The sequence below is a fragment of the Paraburkholderia jirisanensis genome (assembly GCF_054782355.1).
The window spans coordinates 42079-67655 of sequence record NZ_BAAGSQ010000030.1 but is presented as its reverse complement, the minus strand read 5'-3'; the positions used below and the strand labels follow the sequence as shown (position 1 = coordinate 67655).

Below are 25577 nucleotides of genomic sequence, written 5' to 3'. Positions count from 1 at the left end.
AATTTCTCGTGTTTTGCACACCAGGCGAAACCATGGCCGTCACCCTCGATGCGTTCGATCGCAAGCTGCTCGCCGAAGTGCAGCAGGATGCGCAAACCCCGCAAAACGAACTCGGCTTGCGGGTCAATCTGTCTACTGCGGCGGTCAACCGGCGCTTGCGGCGTCTGTCGGACGAAGGTGTAATCGAGCGTTTCACGGCGGTAGTGTCGCCCGAAAAGGCCGGTTGTCCGCTAACCATCGTGACCCACGTCGAAGTGGAGAGCGAGCAGATCGACCTGCTCGACGCGATGAAGCGCACCTTTGCGCAGTGTCCGCAGATCCAGCAGTGCTATTACGTCGCCGGCGAGTGGGACTTCGTGTTGATCCTCACCGTGCGCAACATGGAGCAGTACACCGAACTCACGCGCCAGCTGTTCTTTGCGAACAACAACGTCAGGCGTTTCAAGACGCTGGTCAGCATGAGCCGCGTCAAGGTCGGGCTCGGCGTGCCGCTCGAACCCGACGAATGAAGCGGCGCCTGCCACGCGCACTCAGCGCACCACGCTCTTGTCGCGCCACTCCCCTGCGCTGAACTGACGCACGGTGATCGCACCGTTCTGGATGTCGCCCACGTTGTCGAACTGGATCGGCCCAGTCACACCGTTCAGCTTCAAACCTTGCAGCTTCGGCAGATACACCTTCGGGTCGGTGGAGCCCGCGGCCTGCATTGCGGCGGACATCGCCATCACCGCGTCGTAGGCGTACGGCGCATACAACTGCACCGGCACGCCGAAGCGTTGCTGATAGCGCCTGAAGAACTCGGGGCCCTTCGGCATTTGCGCCGGCGGCACGCCGGCCAGCGTGCAATACGTATCGCTCGTCATCGCCGCGCCGGCCAGCTGGATGAATTGCGGCGTGCAGGCCTCATCGCCGGCGATCAGCCGCGCCTTGATGCCCAGGCGCTGTGCCTGCTGCGCAAACGCCGCGGCCTGCGTATCGCCACCGGTGAACACGATGCCATTGGGCACGTGGCTCTTGATCGAGGTCAGCACCGCCATCCAGTTGGTCGTCTTGTCGCTGCCGTATTCGCGCGCCACCACCGTGCCGCCGGCGGCCTTCACCGCTTTTTCGACTTCGTCTGCGAGACCCTGGCCATACGCGGTGCGGTCGTCGACGATCGCCACCCTGGTCGACTTCAGGTCCTTGACGAGGTACGTACCGATCACCGTGCCCTGGCGCACGTCGTTGGCTACCATCCGGAACACGGTGCGATAGCCTTGTGCGGTCAGCCTCGGGTTGGTCGCCGATTCGGTGATCATCGGGATGCCCGCGTCCGAATAGATCTTCGACGCGGGAATCGACGTACCGGAGTTCGCATGCCCGACCACGCCGGCCACGCGATCGTCGACCAGCTTTTGCGCGACCGTTACGGCGGTCTTCGGGTCGGCCGCATCATCCTGCGAATTCAGTACGAACTTGACGGTCTGGCCGCCGATCTTCACGTGCTGCGCGTTCAGATCCTCGATCGCGAGGCGCACGCCGTTTTCGTCGTCCTTGCCGATATGGGCGAGCTCGCCCGTCAGCGGAGAAACCTGACCGATCGTAACGGTCATGTCTGCACGAGCGATGAGCGGTTGCGCCGCTACACCCAGCATCAGTAGAAAGAAAGTACGGGACGGAATTCGCATGATCGGCACTCGCGTGGTTTGAGCCGCGACACCTTTGCGATGCCGCCGGGATTGAGCGTCCCAGGTGCATCTCGTTTGGGACAGCATCATGCTACGGGGCGCGTGCGATAGCCAAAATCGGCTGCGTGGCTGGGCACGCAAAATCCGCTCGTTCGACAGCGCGATCGCGCGTATTTTTATCGGCCACCGTTGCGAAGCACGTTCCCGCGGCAGCGACGGGCAAATTATCTGTTCAATTTCCGAGGAGCTGTAACTCGATTCCAGCAGGTTATGCTGTCACGCAGCAAACCGCATAATTCCCGTCGCGCTGGCGCCGTAGTTGCAGTGCTGGACTTCGGCTTCTCCGACCGATCCATTCTCAACAAAGCGAACGATGAAACTGCGAATCCTGTGTGCGGCAACGGCCGCCTTGTTTTCCGTCGATGCGGCACATGCAGCGTCAGCCGCGCCGGCAAAGTCGGAATCGACTAACGCGACCACGACCTACCACCGCGTCACCGTCGACGGTGTCGGTATCTTCTATCGCGAAGCGGGCCCGAAGAACGCACCGACCATCGTATTGCTGCACGGCTATCCGTCTTCGTCGCGCGAATTCGATCCGCTGATTCCGCTGCTGGCCACGCGCTATCACCTGATCGCACCAGACTTCCCGGGCTTCGGCCAAAGCGATTCACCGTCGCCTGCCACTTACACCTACACCTTCGATCATCTCGCGCAAACCACCAACGGTCTGCTCGAGCAGCTCGGCATCGACAAGTACGCACTGTATCTGCACGATTACGGCGGCCCGGTCGGCTTTCGCATCATGAGCGCGCACCCGGAGCGCGTGCAGGCGCTCGTCGTGCAAAACGCAAACGCCTATCAAGAAGGGCTCGGCGTGAAGTGGGCGACGATCGCGAAGTATTGGGCCGATCCGAAGGCGCACCCGGAAGTGGTCGATGCGTTCATGTCGTACGCGGCAACCGAGCAGCGCCATACCGCCGGTACGTCGCACCCGGAGCGCTACAACCCCGACACATGGACCGACGAATTCGCGCATCTGTCCAAGCCGGGGCAACGCGAGATTCAAGGCGATCTGCTGTACGACTATCGGACCAACGTCTCTTCGTATCCGCAATGGCAAGCGTGGCTGCGCGAGCATAAGCCGCCGACACTTGTCGTGTGGGGGCGCAACGATCCGTCATTCATCGCGCCCGGCGGCGACGCCTACAAACGCGACGTGCCGGATGCGGAGATCCACCAGCTCGACGCCGGCCATTTCGCGTTCGACGAGCAGAACGACGAAATCGCCCAACTGATGCTGAAGTTCTTCGACAGGATCCACTACTGAAGCCGATACCGACGCGCGTTCATCGCCTTCATCGCCGGCATCGGCGTAGATCGCGCGTCGGTCAATCTGCTTGCTAAAGCGCAAACAGCAACGCTGCAAACACCGGATAAAGCCAGCCGACCCGCACGAGTTGGCTGCTTCGCACACGCTGTACACGAAACGACCACTGCAGCAGCACGATCGCCAGCACGGTGGTCCCGGCCGCCAGCAGCGACGGCGCCGCAAGCTGCCACGACGTGAAGAACAAACCGAACGCAGTGGGAATGGTTGCCTGAATCATCATCGCGCCGCTGATGTTGGCCAAAGCGAGCCGCTCTTTACCCTGCCTGACCCAGATCACTGCGTTCATGATCTCCGGCAACTCGGTTGCGATCGGGCTGAATAACAATGCTGTCAATTGCGCGCTCAATCCGAGCCATGGACCGATAAGCTCGATCTGCTGCACGAACAGATGCGAAGCGGCAAAGATCACGGCAAGCGCGCCCAGCACCTGCAACAGAATCCACCCCATCGCAGGATCCGGATCGTGCGGCCGCAGCTTCAGCGGTTCGAGTGCTTCATGCTGGCCGACGTCGCCTTCGGCTGTCAGCTCCTTCCAGCAATAAAGCGCATAGGCCACGAGAAATGCGACGCCAAGCAAAGGCTTAAAGCTGAATACGACCAGCCCGAGCGAAATCTTCGCCGCGAAAATCACGAGAAACCAAAGCTGATCGCGCCTGAGCCGCCGCGTGTCCACATCGACCACTCTGGCGCGCGCACGACCGATGCGGTGCGCTGCCAGCAGCAGCGCCACGCCGACCACCGCATAGGCCACGGTGGCGAGCGTTAGCGGACCGCCGATCGCCGCACCCACGCCAATCTCTTTCTGCGCCGGACTGCCGCCTAACGCTACCGCGACAAACGTGACGACGCTTTCCGGCAAGGCGGTGCCGAACGCGGCCAGTACTGTACCGGTTGCGGTTTGAGTGAGCTTGAGTTTCTGGCCGAGCCGTTCGACGCCATTGACGAACGTCTCGCACGACAGATAGATGACGCCTGCCGAAGCAAGCAACAGGGCGAAAGTGACTAGCATGACGGTCGCCCCGCCATACGGAATGCGTGAAAGCCGCGAGCGCCGCGAAAGCCACGATGATTGAGCACTTCGATCACTCCACGAGCCGGGCACACGAACCAATGACGCTCCCTTCGCCCGGCTCGGGTGAAAGGGAAGCGTCATAGGTCTCGTCAGGCCGTGGAAGGGCTGCCTGCACCATGGCATGTGATGCTGCGCGTATGCCAATCGTGTTGATACAGGCGCTTCACCGTAGTGGATGAAGCTGACTACTCCCCTAAGACGGAATCGATTATATCGGCATAGTCAGCGAATGGGATCAAGATGCTGACAAATTTTGACTAGAAATTTTATAGCGCCGCGGTAAATGCGAATGATGTTTAATTGCCATGGCGCGTGCTTTAAAGCACGCGCTAAAGCTGATGCAGTGCGCTGCGCTTAGCGCACGATGGTTGCCGTATCGAGCGGCTTGATCGTCGGCACGTGCAGCAGCACCGCCAAGATCGATGCGACAGGATGGCAAACTGCGCGCGCAGATAGATCGAAGCGAATGCTGTGCCTTTAACGCAATTGACCCGTGCTATCCAACGTTACGTCAAGGCTGCGTTCAGTGTTGCGCCGCGAGCGGCGTGTTCGCTTCTGCCAGCCGCAGCCGCGCCGCGTGCGCGGCAAATCGCAGCAAGCGTCGCAACGATGTTTGCCAGACTCGCGCCAGTCGAAAAACATTCCGTCACGCCTAGCGCTTTTAGTGCAGCCCTGTCGTCGCATCCTATGTTGCCGCCCATGATCACCGGTATTTGAAGCTTGCGGCTGCGCAGTTCCACAAGCAGTTGCGCAGCGAGTTCACGATGCGCGCCGGACAATGACGAAATGCCGACCACGTCCGCGCCGTGCTGCAACGCCTGTGCGCACACTTGTGCCGCCGACGAAAACAGCTCGCCGGTTACGACATCAAAGCCCGCATCGGTCAACGCGGCAGCCACTACGCGCGCACCGCGGTCGTGGCCATCCTGGCCGAGTTTGGCCAGCAGAATGCGCGGGCGTCTGCCGAGCGCGGCGGCGGTCTGCGATACCGCTTCACATGCATCGCGCCAATCGGGTTGCGCTTCGAGCATCGGTCCGAGCACACCGTCGCGCACGTCCAACTGCACCGCATGACGGGCCCACACCGATTCAAGCGCCTGCGTACACTCGCCGATCGTCGCGCGCGCACGAATGCAGGCGATGGTGTGCTGCAGCAGATTACCCGTACCGGTCCCTGCCGCGGCTGTCAGCTGCGAGAGCGCGTCGTTCACGCGCGCTGCATTACGGTGCGCCTTTACTTCCGCAATCCGGCGCATCTGTTGCGCACGAATCTCCGGCGCATGCAGTTGCAGATCCGCCGATGGCGCTTCTTCATCGCCGTGCACGTAGCGGTTCACGCCGACCACGGTGCGCTGCCCGCTTTCGATCTCGGCCTGCACCGCGAGCGCAGACCGACCGATTTGCTCCCGCACCCAGCCCGATTCGATCGCCTCGATCACACCGCCGTGTTGCCCGATCTCTTCGAGCAAGGCCTGCACGCGTTGCGCAAGATCGGCGGTCAACGATTCCATCATGTACGAGCCGGCCCACGGATCGATCACGTCGCACACACCGGTTTCGTGTTGCAGCACGAGTTGCGTGTCGCGCGCGAGACGCGCCGATTCGGCACACGGCAGTGCGAGCGCTTCGTCATACGCATTGGTATGCAAAGACTGCGTGCCGCCGAACACCGCGGCCAGTGCTTCGATGGCTGTGCGCACTACATTGTTCATCGGCTTTTGTGCGGTCAACGACCAGCCCGAGGTCTGGCAATGCATGCGCAATGCGCGAGCCTTGTTCGAACTCGCGCCGCATTGTTGCGCAAGTTCCGACCACACGAGGCGCGCCGCGCGCAGCTTGGCGATCTCGACATAAAAATCCGTGCCGACACCGAAAAAGAAACTCATACGCTCGCACACGTCGTCCGCGCGCATGCCGCGCGCGATCGCGGCCGCCACGTAAGTGCGCGCGTTCGCCATCGTCAACGCCAGCTCCAACACCGGATCGGCGCCCGCTTCCTGCAGGTGATACCCCGAAACCGACAGCGCATTGAAACGCGGCACATGTTGCGCCAGATATTCGACCACGTCCGCTGCGATCTTCAGCGACGCTTGCGGCGCGAAGATGCACGTGTTGCGCACCATGAACTCTTTCAGCACGTCGTTCTGGATCGTGCCAGTCAGGTGTGCGGGCGGTACGCCGCTCTCTTCCGCAGCGACGATATAGGCCGCCAGCACCGGCAGCACCGCGCCATTCATCGTCATCGATACGGAAGTCTTGTCGAGCGCGATGCCGGCGAACAGACGCTTCATATCTTCAACGGTATCGATTGCGACGCCCGTCAAACCAACGTCGGCGCTCACACGCGGATCGTCGGAATCGTAGCCGCGCTGGGTCGGCAAATCGAAGGCCACCGACAAGCCTTGCGCGCCTTCCTTCAGCGCCGTGCGAAACGCGAGATTCGAATCCGCCGCATGCGCGTAGCCGGCGTACTGGCGGATGGTCCACGATTTTTCTGTGTACATCGATGCATACGGGCCGCGTACGAATGGCGCCACGCCCGGCAGGCCACCGAGGTGCGCAACACCGTCGAGATCCTCAGCCGTGTACAACGGCTTAAGCGGCACCGCACGGCGCCGAGCCGTATCCGACACGCTCATCGCTGCCTCCAGCGTTTTTCGGTCATCACGTCGGCAATCTTGCGGCCGTCGCTCTTGCGGTGCACTTCAGTCCAATGCGTGAGGCCTTGCGCATTGTTTCGCTCGCCGGCAATCCGTACGCACAGCGCATCGCCGAGATCGATGTTGCCGTAGTAGTACAGCGAGCGCGTGGTCACGACCGGCGGCTCCGTGAAGCGGTGCCGCTGCCATTCCGCGCGATCGACGAACGACTGGAAATTTGCGAAGTAGAGAAAGTCCGCGCCGTTGAAATCGCTGTTCGGGCAAGGCAGGAATTCCGCTGCATCTGCGGCGACCGCTGCAAGGCCGTTCTGTTTTGCTACCTCGCCAGCCTTCAGGCGCCTGCCTAGTTCGATCATCGGCAATCCTTCATCGGGCACCGGGCTCAGTTCGCCCGGCAGTGCCGCCAGGGTTGCGCGCGCAACCGAACGGTTGTTGCGCGCCGCGCCGCGCGTGACGAACGTCGATGTCATCGACACCTGCGCCAGCAGCGCATCGCCGCGCATCACGCGATGCGTGCTGAAGTGCCGCACGGGGCCGGTCCGGCATAGCGTCGTGCCGATGTCGAACGCGTCGCGCTCGCGCACTGCATCGAAACCGTAGGCCTGCAAGCGGACGGCGGTAAACGCTGCATATGAGCGATGCCCGTCGTCGTCGCCGAAGTCCGGCGTCGCACGTCCGGCGTGCGCGGCCAGCGCATCCCAATGATGGTCGCCGCATTCCTTCAACAGCCAGTTTTCCGATAGCCCCGTATAGCTCAATTGCGGCATGCCGGCCCGATAGCTGCGCAGCGTCGTCATGCGGCGAGGCTCTTCGATGGCGAGAGCGCCGCGCGAATCGCGCCGACCACATGCTCCGCATCGCGCGCGATGCCGGAGAAGCGCCCGGATCCCCATGTATGCAGCCACGGCAGGCCGATGAAATACAAGCCCGACTGCGGTGTGATGCCGCGCATGTGGGCCGGATAACCACGCCCGTTGAAAATCGGTGCATCGAGCCAGCTGAAGTCGGGCCTGAAGCCAATGCACCAGATCACCGACGTGATGCCGCTCGCTGCCACATCGAGCGATGTGCGCTCTTCAGTGGGTCGCCACGCTGCCTCATAACGCACACCCGGCGGCGCTTCGACGCCATGCTTCGCAATGAACGCATCGATGCTGGCGTTGATGCGGTTATAGGTGTCGTCAGCACTGTCGAGATTTTCGATCAGATTCGGCGCGAATTGCAGCTGACCGTCACGCAGCTCGTCGAGGCGGCCGAACAGTTCCATACCCTCCGACGCGAAACGCCGCAGATCGATATCGCGGCCGCCGTCGCGGCCGGTCACGTAGTGGTTTGTGTTGTCGCGCACGCCCTCGCGCAGCGGATGTTGCTCGACCGGCATGTCGTAGTAACGCATGTCGGCAAGCCAGTCCACCACATCGCGGCCGCGATAAAAGCGCGCGCAACGCGGCGCTTCGCCGACTGCCAGATACACTTTACGGCCCGCCAGATGCAAATCTTCGGCGATCTGCGCGCCCGACTGACCGGAGCCGACTACCAGCACTGCGCCTTCTTTCAGCGCCCCCGGATTGCGATATGCCGATGACTGCAACTGCGCGATATCCACCGGCAAACGTTCGGCCATGCGCGGCACGATCGGTGTGTGATAGCCGCCTGCCGCCACCACCACATGATCGGCGGTGAATTCGCCACTCGACGTCGAAACCGCGTAACGTCCGCCCGGCTGGCGCACGACGCGTCTTACCTCGGTATGCTCGAGCAGCGGCGCATCGAGCATCGACACAAAACCTTCCAGATACGCAACGATCTCATCCTTCTTCATGAACCCATGCGGATCGGCACCACTGTACGGATGACCCGGCAGCGCGCACTGCCAGTTCGGCGTGACGAGGCAAAACGTGTCCCAGCGCTGCGTGCGCCACGTGTGCACGACCGTCTGCTTCTCGATGACGAGGTGGTCGATCGCAGCTTCCTTCAGGTAATAGCTGATCGACAAGCCCGCCTGGCCACCGCCGACGACGATAACCGTGTAATGCGGAACTTCGCTCGTTCCGCCTTGAGCAATCAATGACGCGTTAGACATGATCTTTTCCTGCGTTCGATAGAGATGTCTTCGGGTTGCTGCGCGTTTTCGTTTGGCCGGGCAGCATCGGTTCGACCATCACGTAAGCGCAACGACCTTCACCTGCGCGTGCGGATCCGACGCGAAGTTCTGCGCCTGCCGTTCGATCTGCGCGAGCTGATCCATGGCCGCCGAGCAGGCAAAGCCATATTTCTCGCGCACCCGCTCGGAACCGATCTGCAGCGCTTTGCGGGCCCGCTCGAGAAAATCACCCAACGCATAGCGCTGCCCGGCATGGAAGAATTCGCCCACTACGGTAGATGGCGAATAACAGTTGACCTCCGTACCATCGGGCCATTGAACCCTGAAGTGCATGACAGGCATGGCGATTCCTTTAAACAACCGGTTCACGTGATAATTGCGCGAGCTGCTGCTTACCCAGCGCTCAGGCGCGCGCTCCCGACGGTGCGCCGATAAACGGCCCGTCCGCGAAGCGCCATAGCGGTGCGGCGCTGCCTTGCTGCTCGACCACCACTTCGCGCGATCGGTCGACTACGCCGATTGCCGCGCAGGCCAGATCACGCTCGCGAAAGCGTGCGAGCACTTCGTCGACATGCTGCTCGCGCACCGAGAGCAAAAAACCAAAGCTTGGAAAGGCGCTGAGCCATCGCTCGAAGTCCACGCCTGCCGGCCGCGGTATCGCATCGAGATCGATACGCGCGCCGACGTCCGAGCATTCGAGCAACATCAACGCGGTACCCAGCACGCCCGCCATACTGATGTCTTTCGCGGCATCGCAAAGACCGCTCTCCGCAAGCTGCGGCAGCAGTTCGAGATCGCCGCGCAGACGCTGCGCGGGTGCGCCGACCGATGCATTCCAGAACGGATATGGGTCTTCAAAACGTCCGCGCAGATCGGCGGCCATCAGCAGCCGGTCGCCGGCGCGCGCGTTGAAACTCGATAGCAGCGCGCGGGCGCGCCCGATGATCGACACCGCAAGCTGCGCCTGAGTGCTGCGCGTGTTGGTATGGCCGCCCACCACCGGCACGCCGTACGCACTCGAAGCAGCCGCAATTCCGGCAAGAATCTGTTCGGCGCCCTGCTGCCCGTCGCTCCACAGCGCATCGACCACAGCCAGCGGCCGGCCGCCCATCGCGTAGACATCGCTGACGTTGACCATCACGCTGCTATAGCCGGCGAACCACGGCAGCGCTTCGACGAAATCGCTGACCAGTCCCTCGATGGCGAACAGCAGAAAGCCGTCGCTGTCGGCAATGGCGGCGCAATCGTCGCCGACCGCCACCGCCTGAGCGAGATCGTCGACGCCGCGCGGCAGCCGCGCGGCGAGCGAAGCGACCACGCCCGCTATATCGGTCTTGTGGCGAAAACCGCGGCTTTCGCGTAACCGTTCGACCAGTGCTTGCACACTCATGAGCGCCCCCGCGACGACGACGACGTGACGAAGCCGCTTTCCGGCGTGAAGCACGGCGGATAGTGCGAGAGGTCCGCTTCCATCAGGTGATGCAAGCGGCCGAACAAGGTCTCTTCCGCAACGGTCTGCCAACGCAGACGCCTGAACAGCGGCACGTTCTGACTCTGCACGTGTGCGAGAAACGTATCGCAGCCGAGTGCATGCGCGCTGCTGACGGCGAGGCGAATCAGCGTCGAGCCGAGCTTGCCGTGCGAACGGAACGCCGCGTGTACCGCGAGACGCGAGCCAAGCCACACGCGCGGCGCCGTTTGATGAATCCGCACCGTGCCCACTACCTGCTCGGGCACGCCGGCCACGCAACTGAGGGCGACCAGCTGCGTCGCGTCGCAATCGATCTCGTCGCGGTCGTCACCGACAAAGATGCCTTGTTCGACGCAGAACACCGCGCGCCGCAACGCATACGCTTCATTGCTTTCCCACGGCAGCGTCGCCCACTTCACGCGGTACTCGGCAGGCGTGAAGGCCAGCGGCAAGGTATCGAGTTCATCCAGCGCTTCGCAGAACATGGTTATGCCTCGTACGATGCCAGCGACGAACATGCGCCGCATTTTCCGCAACCCGCCTTGATATCCGCCGAACGCATCTGCGCGTCGCGCAGCATCGCGCCAAGCGGCATCAGGATCGACTTCATGAACTCGGGCGTCGGGGCGGGATGATCTTCGAGCGGCGTACCGCTGATCGGCACGAACGGCACCACGAACGGGTACACGCCCAGCGCGATCAGCTCGCGGGAAATTTGCAGCACTGCTTCGGCGGTGTCGCCGAGGCCCGCGAGAATGTATGTGCTGACCTGGCCGCGTCCGAACACCGCCACCGCAGCTTTGAAGGCTTCCATGTAGCGCGATAGCGGCACGCTCGCCTTGCCCGGCATGATGCGTTCGCGCACCGTCGGCGTGACGACTTCCAGATGCATGCCGAGTGCGTCGATGCCGCTCGCCTTCATGCGTTCGAACCAGCGGTCGTCGTCGGGCGGTTCGCATTGCGCCTGAATCGGCAGATCGACCGCGGCCTTGATCGCGAACGCGCTTTCGCACAGGATCTGCGCGCCGCGATCCGGCGTCGGCGGTGTACCGGTGGTCAGCACCATATGCTTGACGCCATCGAGCAGCACCGCGGCGCGCGCCACTTCGGCCAGCTGCTCGGGCGTCTTGCGCGCAATCGTGCGGCCCGCTGCCAGCGATTGTCCGATTGCGCAGAACTTGCAAGTTTTCTTGCGGCTTTCGTAGCGGATGCAGGTTTGCAGCACCGTGGTCGCCAGCACGTCGCTGCTATGCAACGTCGCGATGTGCGAATACGGCACGCCATCCAGCGTCTGCAGTTTCGTGAAACGCGGCGCCTGCGGAAAGCTGATGTTGGCGACCGGTATCGTGCCGCGCATCAGCGCGCTGACACCCGACTCATCCGGTGCGCCCGCAACGAACGGCGAGTCCCATGCGGAACCCGTATGCACGGGCACCATGATCGTCACGCCGTCAACCGTCACCGCCTTGTGATCGGATGGGCCCGCGCCACCGCGCCGGCTCGCCGCGCCCGCCTTCGGATCGACCAGCCGCAGCCCCGTCGATTGCAGTTCGGTGCGCAACTCCATCATGCTGCGTTCCGCGCCCGGCTCAGCCGACGAATGCAGGTTCATACCGTTCATCTTTACCTCCAGAGGCGGTTTCGACAGGGTCGCTTACGCCAGGGTCGCTTTCGATCGACGCGTGCGCGCCGGTCCGTTCGAACGTGGCGGCCATCGATACGACCGGCTGCGCCGGACGCTCGTTGATCGCAAGACTCAGCAGTTCCGGGCGCGCATAGTGGCCGACCGAGTCCATCATCCGTTTGCGCTTGGTGATCAGCGCCATGTCCAGATCGGCGATGACCATGCCTTCGCCTTCGCGCAGCGGCTCGGCCAGATGCTGCCCTTCCGGCGACACGATTGCGGTGAAGCACCCGCCGCGCAGCGCTTTTTGCAGCTTCGCATCGGTGGTCACCGAATCGATCTGCGCGTCGGTGAGCCAGCCGGTCGAGTTGACGACGAAACAGCCGGATTCGAGCGCGTGATGCCGGATCGTCACTTCGATCTGCTCGGCGAAAATCGGCCCTACCAGCGAGCCCGGAAACTGGCTGCAGTGGATTTCCTCGTGCTGCGTCATCAACGCGTAGCGCGCCAGCGGGTTGTAGTGCTCCCAGCACGCCAGCGCGCCGACCCGCGCAATCGATGTGTGCGCAACCTTCAGGCCGGCGGCATCGCCTTGCCCCCAGATCATCCGTTCGTGGAAGGTCGGCGTGATCTTGCGGCGCTTCAGCACCAGACGGCCGTCGGTGTCGAAGATCAGTTGCGCGTTGTACAGGCTGCCGTGATCGCGCTCGTTGACGCCGAGCACCACCACCATCCGGTGACGCCGCGCGCGTTCGGCGACGGCCTGGGTCACCGGGCCCGGCACTACCACGGCCTGCTCGTACAGCCGCATATGCTCCGCGCCCGATGCGACCGGCGGCCGCACGAACGAGAAGTACGGGTAATACGGCACAAAGGTCTCGGGAAAGACGAGCAGTTGCACGCCCTTACCGGCGGCCTCGTCGATTGCCGCACAGACCTTTTCGAGCGTGCCGCCGGGACGCTCGAATTCCGGGGCGATCTGCACCGCCGCGGCACGGATGATTCGCTGCTCGGACATGATCGGCCCCTGTCGTGCTCAGAGCGTCCACGTATGGATGATCAGCGCGTCCTCTTTGCGATGGAGCAGCTGCAGATCGAGCACGTCGAGCGGATTGATCGGCCGGATACCTTCGATCAGCGAAGCTTCGCCCTGGCCGTACAGTGCCTGCAGCGCGAAGCGGCACGCGTACACCTTGCCGCCTTCTTCCATGAACTTCATCAATTGCTTGTTGAAGTTCAGATGGCCCGGGAACGCCTCGTCGCCAAGCGTCGGGAAGCCGCGCTGCAAGCCGAGCGTCACGCCGGGCCCATAAAGCAGCACCGACGTGTCGAAGCCTTTGCGCTGCAAACGGGTGGCCTGCAGCAGATTGACGAAACCGATCGAGCCTTCGAACGCAACCGTGTGAAAGGTCACCAGCGCCTTCTCGCCGGGTTCGGCCTTGACGTCGGGGAAAACTTTTTCTTCGTAGTCGACGAGGAAGTCGCCTTTCTGATGCAAAGGTTTATTGACGGCGGGCATGGGGCTCTCCAATAGCTCATGTCATTGATCGGATTGCTCAACCGTTTAGCGGGTTGGCGCAGCCTTTAATGCAACGGTTATGCCAATTTCCGGCCCGCTTCATGCAATCAATTTCCAATCAAGCAAAGCGCAAATGTTCGAGCGGCCCGAAAAAATATCTGAAACCCTTGCTGGACAAGGTTTTTCGGTAAATTGCGCGATGCGTTTTACGCACCGTCCCTGCGCACCGCGCGCGATCTTTGTGCGTACCTGTAGTGCGCAAAACACCGCAAGCGTGCATTGATCCAATCAATGCAATCAGGCATCCAATCGAATCAAAAAGAAATCTGTTTTTGACTCGCGCGGCATGCTATTTTTTTAGCGACCCGTTAAGGAATACCTGGCATGGATAGCTCGACGCATCATTGGCTCAAGCGGCTTGCCGAAAGCCGCAAGCCCGCGTATCTGGTGATACCGGACCTGATCGAGGAAGACCTGGCGAGCGGCCGCCTGCGGCCGCGCGATCGCTTGCCGGGCTTGCGCGATCTGGCGAGCGCATTACAGCTGAACTACACAACCATCGCGCGCGCCTACGCGGAAGCACGCAAGCGCGGCCTGCTCGATGCGCGCGCCGGCAGCGGCACGTTCGTGCGCGGCCGCACGCAGACCTTGCCGCTGGCAGGCGGCAGCAGTGTCGAGATGTCGATGAACATGCCGCCTGAACCGCCGGAACTGGCCGCGCGTTTGCGCGAATCGGCGGCTAGCCTGTTCGCGCACAGCGATCCTTACCGGCTGCTGCGCTACCAGGATTTCGGCGGTACCGCCGACGACCGCGCGGCAGGCCGTGCGTGGCTCAGAACGCGTTTGCCCGCGTGCGAAGACGACACCGTGCTGGTGTGTCCCGGCATTCATAGCGCGCTGGTCGCGCTCGTCTCGCAGCTGGCTCGCCCCGGCGAGACGATCTGCGTCGACACGCTTGCGTATCCGGGTATCAAGGCAATTGCGTCGCAGCTCGGCGTGCGCCTGCAACCGCTACCGCGCGATGAAGAAGGTCCGTTGCCGCATGCGTTCGAAGCGTTATGCAAAAGCGAAAAGCCGGGGGCGTTCTATTGCAATCCGACCTTGCAGAATCCGAGCACGCTGACCCTATCGGGGCAACGGCGCGAAGCGCTCGCCGATGTCGCGCTGCGTTTTAGCGTGCCGATCATCGAAGACGACGCGTATGGCTCATTGCCCGCCAGCACGCCGGCGCCGCTCGCAGCGCTTGCCCCCGAACTGACGTATTACGTGACGGGCTTTTCGAAGTCCTTCGGTGCCGGTTTGCGCGTCGCGTATCTGCGCTCGCCGACCGCGCGGCAGACCCAGCGCATCGCCGGTGCGTTGCGAGCCACCACGGTGATGCCGAGTCCCTTCACGGTGCTGCTGGCCACGCAATGGATCAACGACGGCACCGCCCACGAAATGCTCGACGCGATTCGCCGTGAAGCGCATGCGCGCCAGGCGATTGCCGGGCAGGAACTGGCAGATTGGCAATATGACGCGCACCAGGATGGCTTTCACCTGTGGTTGCAGATACCGCAGCACTGCGACTGGAGTGCACCTGAGCTAGCGATGCAATTGCGCAATCAGGGCGTGGGTGCGGTAGCGGGGGCCGCGTTCTCGACCGATGGCAATCCGCCGAATGCGATTCGCGTGTGTCTCGGCGGCCCGCAGGATCGCGACGGTTGCCGCGAAGCGCTGCAACGGGTCGGGCAGACGCTGAACGATCCGCATCATTTGCATATGCCGATGATGTGACGGGTTCGTGGATGCGTCGTATGGTGTTTCAGCCAGACACCCGGAATCTGCCGGCTAGCGCCCCACGCTGGCATCCGCCGCGTTGGCTTGCTGTGCCGGCGCCGCATCCACATCGTCGATGTTCGGCGCGGCCGCCTTTTCAGCACGCCAGCGTTGCCGCGACTGGTACATCGTACGCAGCGCCATGCGCGCCATCTTCACCCAGCCGGAAGGACGCGGGTCCGCCAGCATGCTGAGCGCGCGTGCGTAATCGAGTGTGAGGCCGGGCGTCCATGCCATCGTTGCGGCGCGTTTTCTCACCTGCGCCGCGACCCAGAGTTCCGGCGTGGTCGCGATGTGCAGCAGCGGCCGCCAGCCGCCGCCCTTGCCCCACGCGCGCGCCGACGCGCCCTCGATCGCCGCTTCGAGCGCCTTCGCGACGGTACTCGAGCAGTTGCGGTATGTCAGGTTGTAGGTCTCGTTGCGGCGATACTCGGCCCAGAAGCGCTCGAGCCGCTGTGGATCGTAATTGCGGATGCGCACCTGCCGTGTCGATGGACACCACGCGTGCGATTCGGTCGCATAGTCGGGCTGGAAAATCCCCGGCACGTCGTTGTCGCGTGTCGCGCGCAGAATGCGCGAGAACTCGTCCGGCGCGCGTTCGATTTCGATCGCCGGATACAGGCTGATGTAAATCCCTTCCGCCGATTCGAGCGCGGCATGGCCGGTCGAAATCGCACCGTTGCGGTCGACCGCGGCGATATACCGATCGACGATCAACTGCCGGCGCGCCTCGCCCTTCGCTGACTCGACCGGTGTCCATACGTGTACCGTCAGCGCTTTTTCGTGCGGTTCGGGTGGCCCGTCCCATGACAGCGACGCGGATGGCGCGGGGGCATCGTGCGGCGCCGCGCTGGTCGCTGCAGTCGCTGCTGCGGGCTTGTGTTCGGTGCGCTGTTCATCGGCCACGGCCGGGTTCACCGCCATACGCCGCACGCGCAATGCGAGCAGAGACATGTTCCAGCCGCCGAACAGCAGGCCGAACGCCACGCAATACGCGACGGTGCCTGCATAGTGATCCGGATACGGCTGGTAGAAAAAGATCGCAATGGCGATTTCGAGCAGGCCGCCTGCGATTGCGATCTTCCACGTCCGATAGCGCACTACGCGCGCCGCGATGATTTGCAGCGCACCGTCCACGAGGAACAGCGTGCCGAAGATCATCGACAGGATGAAGTTGCCGTGCTCGCCGCCCGCCAATACGAGCCCCGCCGACACCACGAAGGTCGCGCCCTTCACGTAGCGCAGCGTACGCTGGCCGCCCATGCCGGTCCATGCGACCGCCACGGTGGCGACACCTTCGAGCAGCAGCAGCGCCGCAAACGGAATGATCGGGAACCACAGTGCGCCGTCGAGCGCATCGCAGAAGATCGCGACGCCCAGCGCGAAGCTGACGAACCCGATGGCCATCAGTTCGCGCCAGCGAGTGCGAAGGTAGTCGACACCCAGCAGAATCATCACGAGACGGACCATGGCTCATCCTCCGTGTGCTTGCGAACCGTGGCTGAAGCGGAACGTAAATGCGGCGGCTTTGATGTACCGCGGCATGCGCGCGGAGTGCATCGCACGTCACGCAACACAACGCATGATAGTGCGGATTTCACGGCGCATTGGCGCTAATCGATCACGCGTGGCGCGGTCGTTTCGTAGGACGATATTGTCGGGTTGCGGGTGATGCAGTGCGAAGCGCGGCTAGTGCGCCGCCGCATCGGCCAGCAGCGCCCAGCGTTCGTGGTCGCGCCACACGCCGTCGATGCGCAGGTAACGCGGCGAGTAACCTTCCTTGCCAAAACCGAGCCGGCGCACCAGCGCGATCGAGGCGATATTTTCCGGCTGGATGTTTGCTTCGAGACGATGCAGGCCGAGCTCCTCGAACGCGAGCATCACCGCGGCGCGAAGTGCCGCCGTCATCAGGCCCATGCGGCGAAACTCGCTCATGCCGTAGTATCCGAGGTAAGCGCTTTGAAATGCACCGCCGGTGATTGCAGTGAGATTGATCACCCCGGCTACGCGGTTCGATGCGGTTTCGCGCGCAATGAGCGCCATGTTCGGCCCGTTCAGCGTGCGCGCGAGCCAATGGTCGAATCCTGTCTGATCGGTAAAGGTAGTGACCCAAGGTGCGTGGTATTGCTGATTGTCCCGATTGGCCGCGATCAGATCCGCGGCGTCTGCGCGCGTTGCGTGGCGCAATTGAACCGTGCTCATTTTTTTGTGCCTCTACATTTATGCCTTTGGAACCTGCATGAAGGCCGGCCTGTACAAACTTCACTAGCGGAGTTTTCGCGATTTTATGTAGCCAATATCTGCCGCACTTCCCACGCCATAGTGGAAAACCATTCCATCCCTTCAGAAAACGCCACGCGCTGCCGTTGATACGAACAGCAACGCACCGATATCCGGCAACCACACGCAAACCATCATGACGGACCACGATCGCCCCCACTCACTCGAGGCCGCATTCCTGCGGCACGAAGCCTCTCTCGCGCCGCCGAACCGGGTATTCGGCGACGACGACAGCGCCGTCTACCGCACGCTGCTGGAATCGACCAAGGCGATCCCGTGGAAGATCGACTGGGCGACCATGGCGTTCGCCTATATCGGTCCGCAGATCGAAACCCTGCTGGGCTGGGCGCCGTCGTCGTGGAAAACCGTCAACGACTGGGCCGAGCGGATGCATCCGGACGACCGCGAGGCCGTGGTCAATTTCTGCGTCGCACAATCGAAGGCCGGTACCGATCATGAAGCCGACTATCGCGCCTTGACTCGCGACGGCGGCTACGTGTGGCTGCGCGACGTGGTGCACGTCGTGCGCAACGCCGACGGCGAGGTCGACTCGCTGATCGGCTTCATGTTCGACATCAGCGAACGCAAGCGTACCGAGGAAAAGCTCGCGCAATTGCAGAAAGAGCTCGAGCGCCTGTCGTTCCACGACAGCCTGACCGGCACCGGCAACCGCCGGATGTTCGACGATGTGATGGAGCGTACGTGGTCCGCGGCACAAGCGTCAGGCCGTCCGCTGTCGCTGATCATGGTGGATATCGACTTCTTCAAGTCGTACAACGACTACTACGGCCATCTGCAAGGCGACGAGTGTCTGCAGCGCGTGGCCCACGTGCTGAGCGAAGCAGCCGGACCGGAACATTTTCTCGGCCGCTTCGGCGGCGAAGAGTTCGTGCTGGTGCTCGCCGATACCGACGCCGACAGTGCCGTCAAACTGGCCGACCACTGCCGCGCGCTGCTCGCCGAAGCGGACATCGCACATGTGCGTTCGCCTCATCAACAGCGCGTGACAGCCAGCTTCGGCGTCGGCACGATCGTGCCCGGCGCACAAGCGGAGCGCACCACGTTTATCAATCTGGTCGACGCGCAGCTCTATCATGCGAAGGAAAATGGCCGCAACCGCATCGCCGCGGTAGACCGTGCCGGCATGCAAGGCGAGGCTTTCAAATCGCATTCACGGTAATGCAACGACCTCATTAAAGCAGCGAAAAAGTTGCCTTCGCAGAGGCGCCGCAGAGAGCTCGCGGCGCCCGCAGCCGAACCACAGCGAAACCCGTTCAAAGCACATTTTCTTCGTGCGGTGCCCCGTGCGGCGCCCCTCACAGCTCTCCGATGTATCTCGATAGACATAACCGCTAAACACAAAACGCGAAATCTGGCAGCCCCTTCATGCGCGTATCGGGCAGTTGTCGTTTTTGCGCGACGTATGCCCCGGGTAAGCGCAATGTCATGTTTGCGTTTTGTCACATTACCGTTAAATTTGCGGCCTGTACCCGAAGTCGCGATGCGCGCCGGCGTGTCGAGCGAATCATTCTTAAAACATCGGAGAACGTTTTGAACAAGAAAGTACTGACCACCGCGCTGCTCGCAACCTTCGCTGGGGCTGCGCACGCACAAAGCAGCGTGACGCTGTACGGGATCATCGACGCAGGTATCAGCTACGCAAACCATAGCGGTGCCAACTCGCAGAAAATCTTCAAGTACGACGACGGCGTCGCACAGGGTAGCCGCTGGGGCATGCGCGGCACGGAAGACCTGGGTGGCGGTCTGAAGGCGATCTTCGTGCTCGAAGGCGGCTTCAACAGCGGCAACGGCACGGCCAGCCAGGGCGGCGCACTGTTCGGGCGTCAAGCGTATGTCGGCCTGTCGAAGGACAACATCGGCGCTGTGACGTTCGGCCGCCAGTACTCGCTGTCGACCGACGTGCTCGGCAGCTTCTCGACCGGTAGCAACACGGTCGCCGGCAACTACGCGTACCACATCAACGATATCGACCAGCTGACGTCGAGCCGCATCAACAACTCGGTCAAGTTCAGCAGCGCAAACTTCTACGGCTTCACGTTCGGCGCGTTGTACGGCTTCTCGAACCAGGCTGGCGCATTCGGCGGTGCACCGACGGTCGGCGCCGCCACGGGTTCGTCGCGCACGTACAGCTTCGGCGCGAACTACGCGTTCGGCGGCGTGAGCGTCGGCGCAGCGTACACGGACATCAAGTTCCCGGCCCTGTCCACGCCGGCCTTCCCGCTGAACCTCGCGAACTTCAACTCGACCACCACGTCCACCGCCGCAGGCTCGACGATCAAGGACCTGCGTACGTTCGGCGGCGGCGCCCGCTACACGTTCGGTCCGGCCACGCTGTGGGGCTTGTACACCAACACGCGTCTCGAGCCGATCTCGCTCGGTTCGACCACCTACACCGCGTATGAAGCAGGCGGCAAGTGGGCGTTCACGCAAGCGCTGTCGCTCGGCCTCGGCTACACGTACATGCACCTGTCGGGCGCAGGCAACGGCCATTGGAACCAGGTCAACGCAGCACTCGACTACGCGCTCAGCAAGCGTACCGACGTTTACCTGCTCGGTATCTATCAGGACGCCAGCGGCAAGGTCGGCACGGCCAACCTGCAAGCGCAGATCGGCGACAGCAACTCGTTCTTCGGTAACTCGGGCACGAACTCGCAGAACCAGCTGGCGTTCCGCGTCGGTATCCGTCACAAGTTCTAAAGGGCTGGCAGGCTTGCTGCGCGCCTCGCGGTGCGCGGCAGGCCTTGGCTTTTTGCATGTGCCGTATGCATCAGTGCGGGGCATGCGTGGGGAACATCCCGCGCATGCCCCGTTTGACGTTTACGCGCTCAGGGCTTTGACGCGGGTGTCAATGATGGCGTCGATGGCGATGGCGCTGCCGTGTCGGCGGAGAGCATCGCCTGCTTCAACAGCACTTCCGCCGCGCCCCACGCGCGGCTCGCGGTCGCTGGATCATTGAACGCACGCGCGTCGACCGTCGCGCCATCGAGCAGCATCATGTACACGCTGCCCAGTTGCTTCGCGGTATGCGGCGGCACGATGTCCTTCAGCAATTCCTCGATCCAGCGAGCGATTTTCTGCCGATAGCGGATAGCGACTTCCGATACCTTTGGATATTCAGTGCCGAACTCCGCCAACGCCCGTTCGAAAAGACAACCGGCAAATTCCGGTGTCTCGAACCACGCGCCGTACCAGTCGAACATCGCCTTGACCCGCTGTACCGGATCAGTCAATGGGCGCAGCCGCTCTTCCATGCTGTCGACGATGTATTGATAGCGCTGCTCGAGCACTTCGCGCACCAGATCGTCCTTGCTGACGAAATGCCGGTAAAGCGTCATACGCGCGACGCCGGAATCGTCAATGATCCAGTCGACCCCTACCGGGTGAAAGCCATGTTTGGAAAACAACTCGGTGGCCTTGTCGACCACGATCTGGCGCTTGCTTGCGCGCATTGTCACGCCTCCTGTACGACGCTCGCTGCAATCAGCCCCGAATCTTAGCATCGAGCCCTGAAGCACAGCGCGGCGGCCCTGATTTGCCCTATGCATGCCGTCCCAAAGCGTGCACAAAAGACGGTTGACATCAAGGTAGACCGATATATATCATTTGGCCGGAATTGAACACTACAGTATTCGAATCATTCAATTTCAATAACCGCCGTTCAGCAGCACTGCAATCCGTGTCACAGGGAATTCAAAATGGGAATTTGGATTACGGTATGCGGGGTAACCAGACGCAGCCGGCTCGACCTTTAAACGCCAGACGCTTGCCTGCAGGCATATAGGCAGGCCAGTACTTTTTGCCTATTGGCTAACCGCTATGGTTCGCCGTGATCGGTTATTCATTCCGCGATTTAAATCGCGTGGAATGCGCTTAAACACGGCTATCGTATTGAGAGAATCAGAATGATCCACTCTGCAATATTGAAACGCGTCACGCTGGCATGCGCCATTTCAACGGCTTTCGCACTTTCCGCCGCACTTTCCGCTTGTGGCGGCGACGATAATGGCAGCAGCAATAGCAGTACGGCGGCCGGCGGCTCCGGCGCGCCGTCTACATCGACGCCGGCCAGCAGCACCGCGGCCGCTTCCACCTTCGCGTATCAGAGCGTGGCGCCCGCCACCAGCCGTGCGCAATTCGTCGCCACCGCGAATAGCCAGGGCGCTCAAGGCTTTCATTACCTGAGCGACTTCGCGTTTGGCACCACCCCGCCACTCGAACAGCTCTCCGTCTTCGTCAAGGATGCCGCGACCACCTGGAGCTACGAAGCGCAAAACGCGCCAGTGGGCACCACCGCGTTCGTGACGCAGGCAAGCGACGAAGGCAGCCGCGGCTTTCGCTGGGCCGGCGCACTCGCGGTCAATGGCGACGCGTTTTACCTGTACCGCAAGGACAACGGCTCGGCGGCGACCTACACGTACCAGGTGCTGGCGCAGGCAACTACTCAGGCGGCTTACCTGACGCAGGCCAACTCGCAAGGCGCGAGCGGCTTCTACAACACCTCGCCGGCCTCGTCGTTCGGCGACGGCTCGACCTGGTCGATCTACGAAAAGAGCTCAGTCGGCAATTCGACGTACAGCTACGAGATCCCCGCGCTCGCCACCGACGACGCCGGCTTCACCGGCCAGTTGAACAGCGAAGGCGCACGCGGCTTCCGCTTTCGTACCGAGCTGTTCCTGTCCGGCAGCATGGTCGCGCTTTATGCGAAGGACCTGTCGCAAGCATCGAGCTTCAGCTTCACCGGGCTCGATCCGGCCACCACGGGCACGGCATTTGTCCAGCAGGCCAACGGCCAGGGCGCAAACGGCAGCGGTCTGATCGGCGGCCTCGGGTTGCCGGACGGCAAGCAGCAGACGTTCTATTTCACCCCCGCCGCGTGCACTGGTTTGCTGTGCACGGCGGTCTCGCTGTTCGGCATCTGAACCGCTGCTGGCCGCGCCTTCCTCACCACACCTACGGTACGACGACATGAACACGACACTCAAATACACGGCAGCCTGCACGCTGCTCGCCGCGCTGCTTGGCGGCTGTCAATCGATGGATAGCGGCATGGCGTCGACGTCGGATTTTCTCGACACCACCGGCGACGTGCTGAGCCTCGATTTTCGCGGCCTGCAAGACGCGCAGCGCACGACGATGGGCGCGATGGCCACCGACTGGACCGCCAACGAGAACAACGCGAAACAGAAATGGGACCAGCGGCGGCTGGTGGTGACCGGCATCGTCACGCGAGTCACGCACGTCGACGGTCCGATGCCGAACGCACCGGGGAAATTCGTGATCGTCTTCAAGGACCCGGTGGACGCCCGCTGCGTCGGCACGGCCACGACCCGCGACGACCTGTTGGTCAACGAGAAGCGCACCACCGGGCTGAATGCCGGCGACCGTATCGATGTAACCGGCGTGCTGGCGACCAAGGCAGACGTCGACTCGAATGGCGCTCAATGCCGCTTTGTGTTCGCGAAAGCCAAGTTCGAGAAACTGCCGGCGGGCGCGGCGGATACCGCGCAGGCTGCGTCGACGCCGGCTGCTTCCGCGAAGCAAACCAGCAAGACGGGCAAGGCAAATAAAGCGGCCAAAGCGAGCAAGACCGTCAGCCAGCAGTAATGTGACGGCGCTCGATCTTCGTCTCTGCGAGCGCGCTGCCGGCGGTACACTACCCGATCGATCGGCAAGCCCGCCGACAAGGGGACCCCACCATGCAACGCGATGCATTTACCGCCGCTCTCGCGCAGGAAGGTTTTGCCGAGCCCGTTACCGTCATGCGTGAAGCAGGCACGATGGATGAGCATACCCACCCGTTCGAAGCCAAGGCGCTGATTCTCGCGGGCGAGCTTCGTATCCGCATCGGCGCCGACGAACGGCTCTATCAGACGGGGGATGTGTTTCATTTGCAGCCCAACGTTCTTCACGCGGAACAGTACGGTGCGCAAGGCGTGCAGTACCTGGTCGGACGCAAGCAGGTCACTAACGCCGCCGGTTAGCCTTTCGCACGCGCCCTGCTGCGCTTGCGCTGGAACTTCACGAGTTGATCGAGCGTGACCGCCAGTACGATCACCGCGCCGGTCACGAACGTGCTCCACGTCGCATCGATACCGAAGAACACGATGCCGCTGCTGATCACCTGAATGATCAGCATGCCGATCACCGCGCCGATCACCGTGCCCGCGCCGCCCGATAGCGGCGTGCCGCCGACGATCACCGCGGCGATCACGATCAGCGCGAAATCGGAGCCTTCATTCGGATCGATCGCGCCGCGAAACCCGACGTACATCGCACCCGACAAACCCGCGATCGCGCCCATCAGCACCAGCGTCTGCAGACGCACCCAGCCAAGCGGAATACCGGCGAGCCGCGCCGCATCCGGATTACTGCCGACCGCCTGCACGCGATAGCCGAAGCGCGTACGGCGCAGTACCACATGCAGCAGGATCGCGATTGCGACGAACACCACCGCGACCACCGGCACGATGTTGAACACCTTGGCTGATACCAGCGAGAAAAACGCGCTCGACGTGTCGGACGGCACCACGGCCCGGCCCTTGTTGACGACCAGCGACAAGCCCTGAAACATCGAGTACGTGCCGAGCGTCACGATGATCGACGGCAGGCGCAGCCCGACCGACAGGATGCCGTTGACCATCCCGAGCATCGCGCCGAAGCCGATGCCGCACAACGCGGCGAGCCATGGATTCCAGCCGGCCACCATCAGCGTGGCGGAAAACACCGCGGAAAAGTTGAACATCCAGCCAACCGACAGATCGATTTCGCGGATCGCCAGCAGAAACACCATGCCGAGCGAAAGCAGCCCCTGAAACGTGGTGTTGCCGAGGATCGTCAGCAGGTTGAACGGATTGATGAAGCGCGGCCGCGCGATGCCGATCAACACCACCAGCAGGATCAGCGCGACCACCACGCCGAGTTCGTCGGGCAGGCCGATGCGGCGTCGTACAGTCGGCGCGGCGAGCGCTGCTACCGGTTCGGATTGCGATTTGTGGGCGTTCATGGCGCGCCTGTCTCCGTGCTTTGCATAGGTGTCGGCTGCGTGGCTCGGCAGCCGGTGTTCGATGGGGTGTTCAAGCAAGCGCCGCGCGCTAGCTGCGCCACGGCTGCGGCTCGTTAGGCGTACCCCAGCTCGGTACCGGTGCCTGCAGGCCATCCTTGATCCACAAAAAGCGGCCGTTCACGTTGGCGGCGGCATCGCTTGTCAGTTCCGCGACCAGATCGGCGGCTTTTTCCGGATCGTCGCCGCCGGTCGTCTCGACCCACTGCGCCCACTTCACGTAGGCATCGGCCACGCTGCCCAAACGCTCTGATGCCGCCTTGATCTCGGCCCACATGTCGGTCTTCACGTCGCCCGGATGAATCACGTTGGCGGTCACGCCGGTGCCGGCCAGTTCGGCTGCGAGGTGCCGCGTCATCTGGTTGAGCGCAGCCTTGCTGGTGCCGTAGGCGCTATTCACCGGCCCCGGTTCATGCAGCGCCGCCGCCGACGTCACGTTGACGATGCGCCCCCAGCCCTGCGCGATCATGCCTCCCACAAACGCGCGGCACGTCAGATACGGCGTGATCGTATTGACCGTGATGGTCTCGATCCATGCGCGCGGGTCGCTGTCCTTGAGCAGATCGATCGGCCCGAAGATACCGGCGGCATTGACCAGAATCGACGGCACGCCAAGGCGCGCCTCGATGTGTTCCTTGACCTCGGCCACTGCGTCCACGCGCGACAGATCGACCGGCACGCACAAGGCCTGCGCGCCACCGTCCGGCATCTGCGCACGCACTTCTTCGAGCGCGGCCGCGCTGCGCGCAAGCAGCGCGACGCGTGCGCCCTGCCGCGCGAGCCGCAGCGCGACACGACGCCCAAGGCCGCGGCTTGCGCCGGTCACCACCGCAATTTTTCCGTTCAGTTGTTGCACGCTGTGACTCCAGTTGCCCCTGCGGGCGTGGC

The 25577-nt window shown here is 62.7% G+C and carries 24 protein-coding genes and 1 riboswitch; of the genes, 8 read left to right on the top strand and 16 right to left on the bottom strand.

All coding sequences use genetic code 11. From position 1 onward, the window contains the following. Positions 1 to 32 precede the first annotated feature (32 nt). Positions 33 to 509: an Lrp/AsnC family transcriptional regulator gene (locus ACYVNQ_RS30185; RefSeq protein ID WP_460907888.1), complete on the top strand. Its 477-nt coding sequence runs from the start codon at positions 33 to 35 to the stop codon at positions 507 to 509. 21 nt (positions 510 to 530) lie between these two features. On the opposite strand, the gene ACYVNQ_RS30180 is transcribed toward ACYVNQ_RS30185, so the two are convergent. Next, complete coding sequence (locus tag ACYVNQ_RS30180; protein ID WP_460907886.1) at positions 531 to 1667, bottom strand: branched-chain amino acid ABC transporter substrate-binding protein; 1137 nt, start codon at positions 1665 to 1667, stop codon at positions 531 to 533. 373 nt (positions 1668 to 2040) lie between these two features. On the opposite strand from ACYVNQ_RS30180, the gene ACYVNQ_RS30175 reads away from it, so the two are divergent. Continuing rightward, a complete protein-coding gene (locus ACYVNQ_RS30175) occupies positions 2041 to 2997 on the top strand; it encodes an alpha/beta fold hydrolase (protein WP_460907884.1) in 957 nt (318 codons plus the stop codon). 73 nt (positions 2998 to 3070) lie between these two features. Here ACYVNQ_RS30175 and ACYVNQ_RS30170 read toward each other — a convergent pair whose 3' ends face one another. The 10 genes from ACYVNQ_RS30170 to ACYVNQ_RS30125 form a co-directional block, all read right to left on the bottom strand. Beyond that, positions 3071 to 4069, bottom strand: coding sequence for a sodium:calcium antiporter (locus ACYVNQ_RS30170; RefSeq protein WP_460907882.1), 999 nt, complete (start codon positions 4067 to 4069; stop codon positions 3071 to 3073). A 71-nt stretch (positions 4070 to 4140) separates the two neighbouring features. Beyond that, a riboswitch (yybP-ykoY riboswitch) is annotated at positions 4141 to 4338 on the bottom strand. Between the two features lie 300 nt (positions 4339 to 4638). Then, entirely contained in the window at positions 4639 to 6771 is a 2133-nt protein-coding gene (scpA, locus tag ACYVNQ_RS30165; RefSeq protein ID WP_460907880.1) for a methylmalonyl-CoA mutase, read from the bottom strand. Beyond that, the gene (locus tag ACYVNQ_RS30160) at positions 6768 to 7589 is read right to left on the bottom strand and encodes a Pnap_2097 family protein (protein WP_460907878.1); all 822 of its coding nucleotides are present in this window, start codon (positions 7587 to 7589) and stop codon (positions 6768 to 6770) included. Before ACYVNQ_RS30160 ends, scpA begins: the two co-directional genes overlap by 4 nt. Then, entirely contained in the window at positions 7586 to 8875 is a 1290-nt protein-coding gene (locus ACYVNQ_RS30155) for an MSMEG_0569 family flavin-dependent oxidoreductase (RefSeq protein ID WP_460907876.1), read from the bottom strand. Before ACYVNQ_RS30155 ends, ACYVNQ_RS30160 begins: the two co-directional genes overlap by 4 nt. Positions 8876 to 8953: 78 nt before the next feature. Further along, the gene (locus ACYVNQ_RS30150; RefSeq protein ID WP_460907874.1) at positions 8954 to 9238 is read right to left on the bottom strand and encodes an MSMEG_0570 family nitrogen starvation response protein; all 285 of its coding nucleotides are present in this window, start codon (positions 9236 to 9238) and stop codon (positions 8954 to 8956) included. Positions 9239 to 9299: 61 nt separating this feature from the next. After that, a complete protein-coding gene (locus ACYVNQ_RS30145) occupies positions 9300 to 10286 on the bottom strand; it encodes a sll0787 family AIR synthase-like protein (protein ID WP_460907872.1) in 987 nt (328 codons plus the stop codon). Then, on the bottom strand, positions 10283 to 10852 hold the full coding sequence (locus ACYVNQ_RS30140; RefSeq protein WP_460907870.1) for an MSMEG_0567/Sll0786 family nitrogen starvation N-acetyltransferase: 570 nt from the start codon (positions 10850 to 10852) through the stop codon (positions 10283 to 10285). The genes ACYVNQ_RS30145 and ACYVNQ_RS30140 overlap by 4 nt, the downstream gene beginning before the upstream one ends. A gap of 2 nt (positions 10853 to 10854) precedes the next feature. After that, positions 10855 to 11979: an MSMEG_0568 family radical SAM protein gene (locus ACYVNQ_RS30135; protein ID WP_460908490.1), complete on the bottom strand. Its 1125-nt coding sequence runs from the start codon at positions 11977 to 11979 to the stop codon at positions 10855 to 10857. Further along, the gene (locus ACYVNQ_RS30130; RefSeq protein ID WP_460907868.1) at positions 11957 to 13009 is read right to left on the bottom strand and encodes a Nit6803 family nitrilase; all 1053 of its coding nucleotides are present in this window, start codon (positions 13007 to 13009) and stop codon (positions 11957 to 11959) included. Before ACYVNQ_RS30130 ends, ACYVNQ_RS30135 begins: the two co-directional genes overlap by 23 nt. Positions 13010 to 13027: 18 nt before the next feature. Further along, positions 13028 to 13510, bottom strand: coding sequence for an MSMEG_0572/Sll0783 family nitrogen starvation response protein (locus ACYVNQ_RS30125; RefSeq protein ID WP_460907866.1), 483 nt, complete (start codon positions 13508 to 13510; stop codon positions 13028 to 13030). Between the two features lie 384 nt (positions 13511 to 13894). On the opposite strand from ACYVNQ_RS30125, the gene ACYVNQ_RS30120 reads away from it, so the two are divergent. Then, positions 13895 to 15286, top strand: coding sequence for an aminotransferase-like domain-containing protein (locus ACYVNQ_RS30120; RefSeq protein ID WP_460907864.1), 1392 nt, complete (start codon positions 13895 to 13897; stop codon positions 15284 to 15286). A 54-nt stretch (positions 15287 to 15340) separates the two neighbouring features. Here ACYVNQ_RS30120 and ACYVNQ_RS30115 read toward each other — a convergent pair whose 3' ends face one another. Further along, on the bottom strand, positions 15341 to 16798 hold the full coding sequence (locus ACYVNQ_RS30115; RefSeq protein WP_460907862.1) for an HdeD family acid-resistance protein: 1458 nt from the start codon (positions 16796 to 16798) through the stop codon (positions 15341 to 15343). Between the two features lie 219 nt (positions 16799 to 17017). Continuing rightward, positions 17018 to 17530 (bottom strand): GNAT family N-acetyltransferase, encoded by a 513-nt coding sequence (locus ACYVNQ_RS30110; protein ID WP_460907860.1) that lies wholly within the window; start codon positions 17528 to 17530, stop codon positions 17018 to 17020. 214 nt (positions 17531 to 17744) lie between these two features. On the opposite strand from ACYVNQ_RS30110, the gene ACYVNQ_RS30105 reads away from it, so the two are divergent. Together ACYVNQ_RS30105 and ACYVNQ_RS30100 are read left to right on the top strand one after the other, a co-directional pair. Beyond that, positions 17745 to 18788, top strand: a complete 1044-nt coding sequence (locus ACYVNQ_RS30105) for a sensor domain-containing diguanylate cyclase (RefSeq protein ID WP_460907858.1) — start codon at positions 17745 to 17747, stop codon at positions 18786 to 18788. Between the two features lie 371 nt (positions 18789 to 19159). Further along, positions 19160 to 20326, top strand: coding sequence for a porin (locus ACYVNQ_RS30100; protein WP_460907856.1), 1167 nt, complete (start codon positions 19160 to 19162; stop codon positions 20324 to 20326). Between the two features lie 128 nt (positions 20327 to 20454). Here ACYVNQ_RS30100 and ACYVNQ_RS30095 read toward each other — a convergent pair whose 3' ends face one another. Further along, positions 20455 to 21078, bottom strand: a complete 624-nt coding sequence (locus ACYVNQ_RS30095) for a TetR/AcrR family transcriptional regulator (RefSeq protein ID WP_460907854.1) — start codon at positions 21076 to 21078, stop codon at positions 20455 to 20457. Positions 21079 to 21531: 453 nt separating this feature from the next. Between ACYVNQ_RS30095 and ACYVNQ_RS30090 the strand changes: the two genes are divergently transcribed. From ACYVNQ_RS30090 to ACYVNQ_RS30080, 3 genes are all read left to right on the top strand, one after another. Next, positions 21532 to 22548 (top strand): hypothetical protein, encoded by a 1017-nt coding sequence (locus ACYVNQ_RS30090; RefSeq protein WP_460907852.1) that lies wholly within the window; start codon positions 21532 to 21534, stop codon positions 22546 to 22548. Positions 22549 to 22594: 46 nt separating this feature from the next. Then, positions 22595 to 23233 carry an OB-fold protein gene (locus tag ACYVNQ_RS30085; protein ID WP_460907850.1) on the top strand — a complete coding sequence of 213 codons (639 nt, stop codon included), beginning with the start codon at positions 22595 to 22597 and terminating at the stop codon, positions 23231 to 23233. 92 nt (positions 23234 to 23325) lie between these two features. Next, positions 23326 to 23610: a cupin domain-containing protein gene (locus ACYVNQ_RS30080; protein ID WP_460907848.1), complete on the top strand. Its 285-nt coding sequence runs from the start codon at positions 23326 to 23328 to the stop codon at positions 23608 to 23610. On the opposite strand, the gene ACYVNQ_RS30075 is transcribed toward ACYVNQ_RS30080, so the two are convergent. Then, positions 23607 to 24632 (bottom strand): ABC transporter permease, encoded by a 1026-nt coding sequence (locus ACYVNQ_RS30075; protein WP_460907846.1) that lies wholly within the window; start codon positions 24630 to 24632, stop codon positions 23607 to 23609. The two genes, ACYVNQ_RS30080 and ACYVNQ_RS30075, sit on opposite strands and share 4 nt — an antisense overlap. An 88-nt stretch (positions 24633 to 24720) precedes the next feature. Beyond that, positions 24721 to 25545 carry an SDR family NAD(P)-dependent oxidoreductase gene (locus ACYVNQ_RS30070; RefSeq protein ID WP_460907844.1) on the bottom strand — a complete coding sequence of 275 codons (825 nt, stop codon included), beginning with the start codon at positions 25543 to 25545 and terminating at the stop codon, positions 24721 to 24723. Between the last annotated feature and the right edge of the window lie 32 nt (positions 25546 to 25577).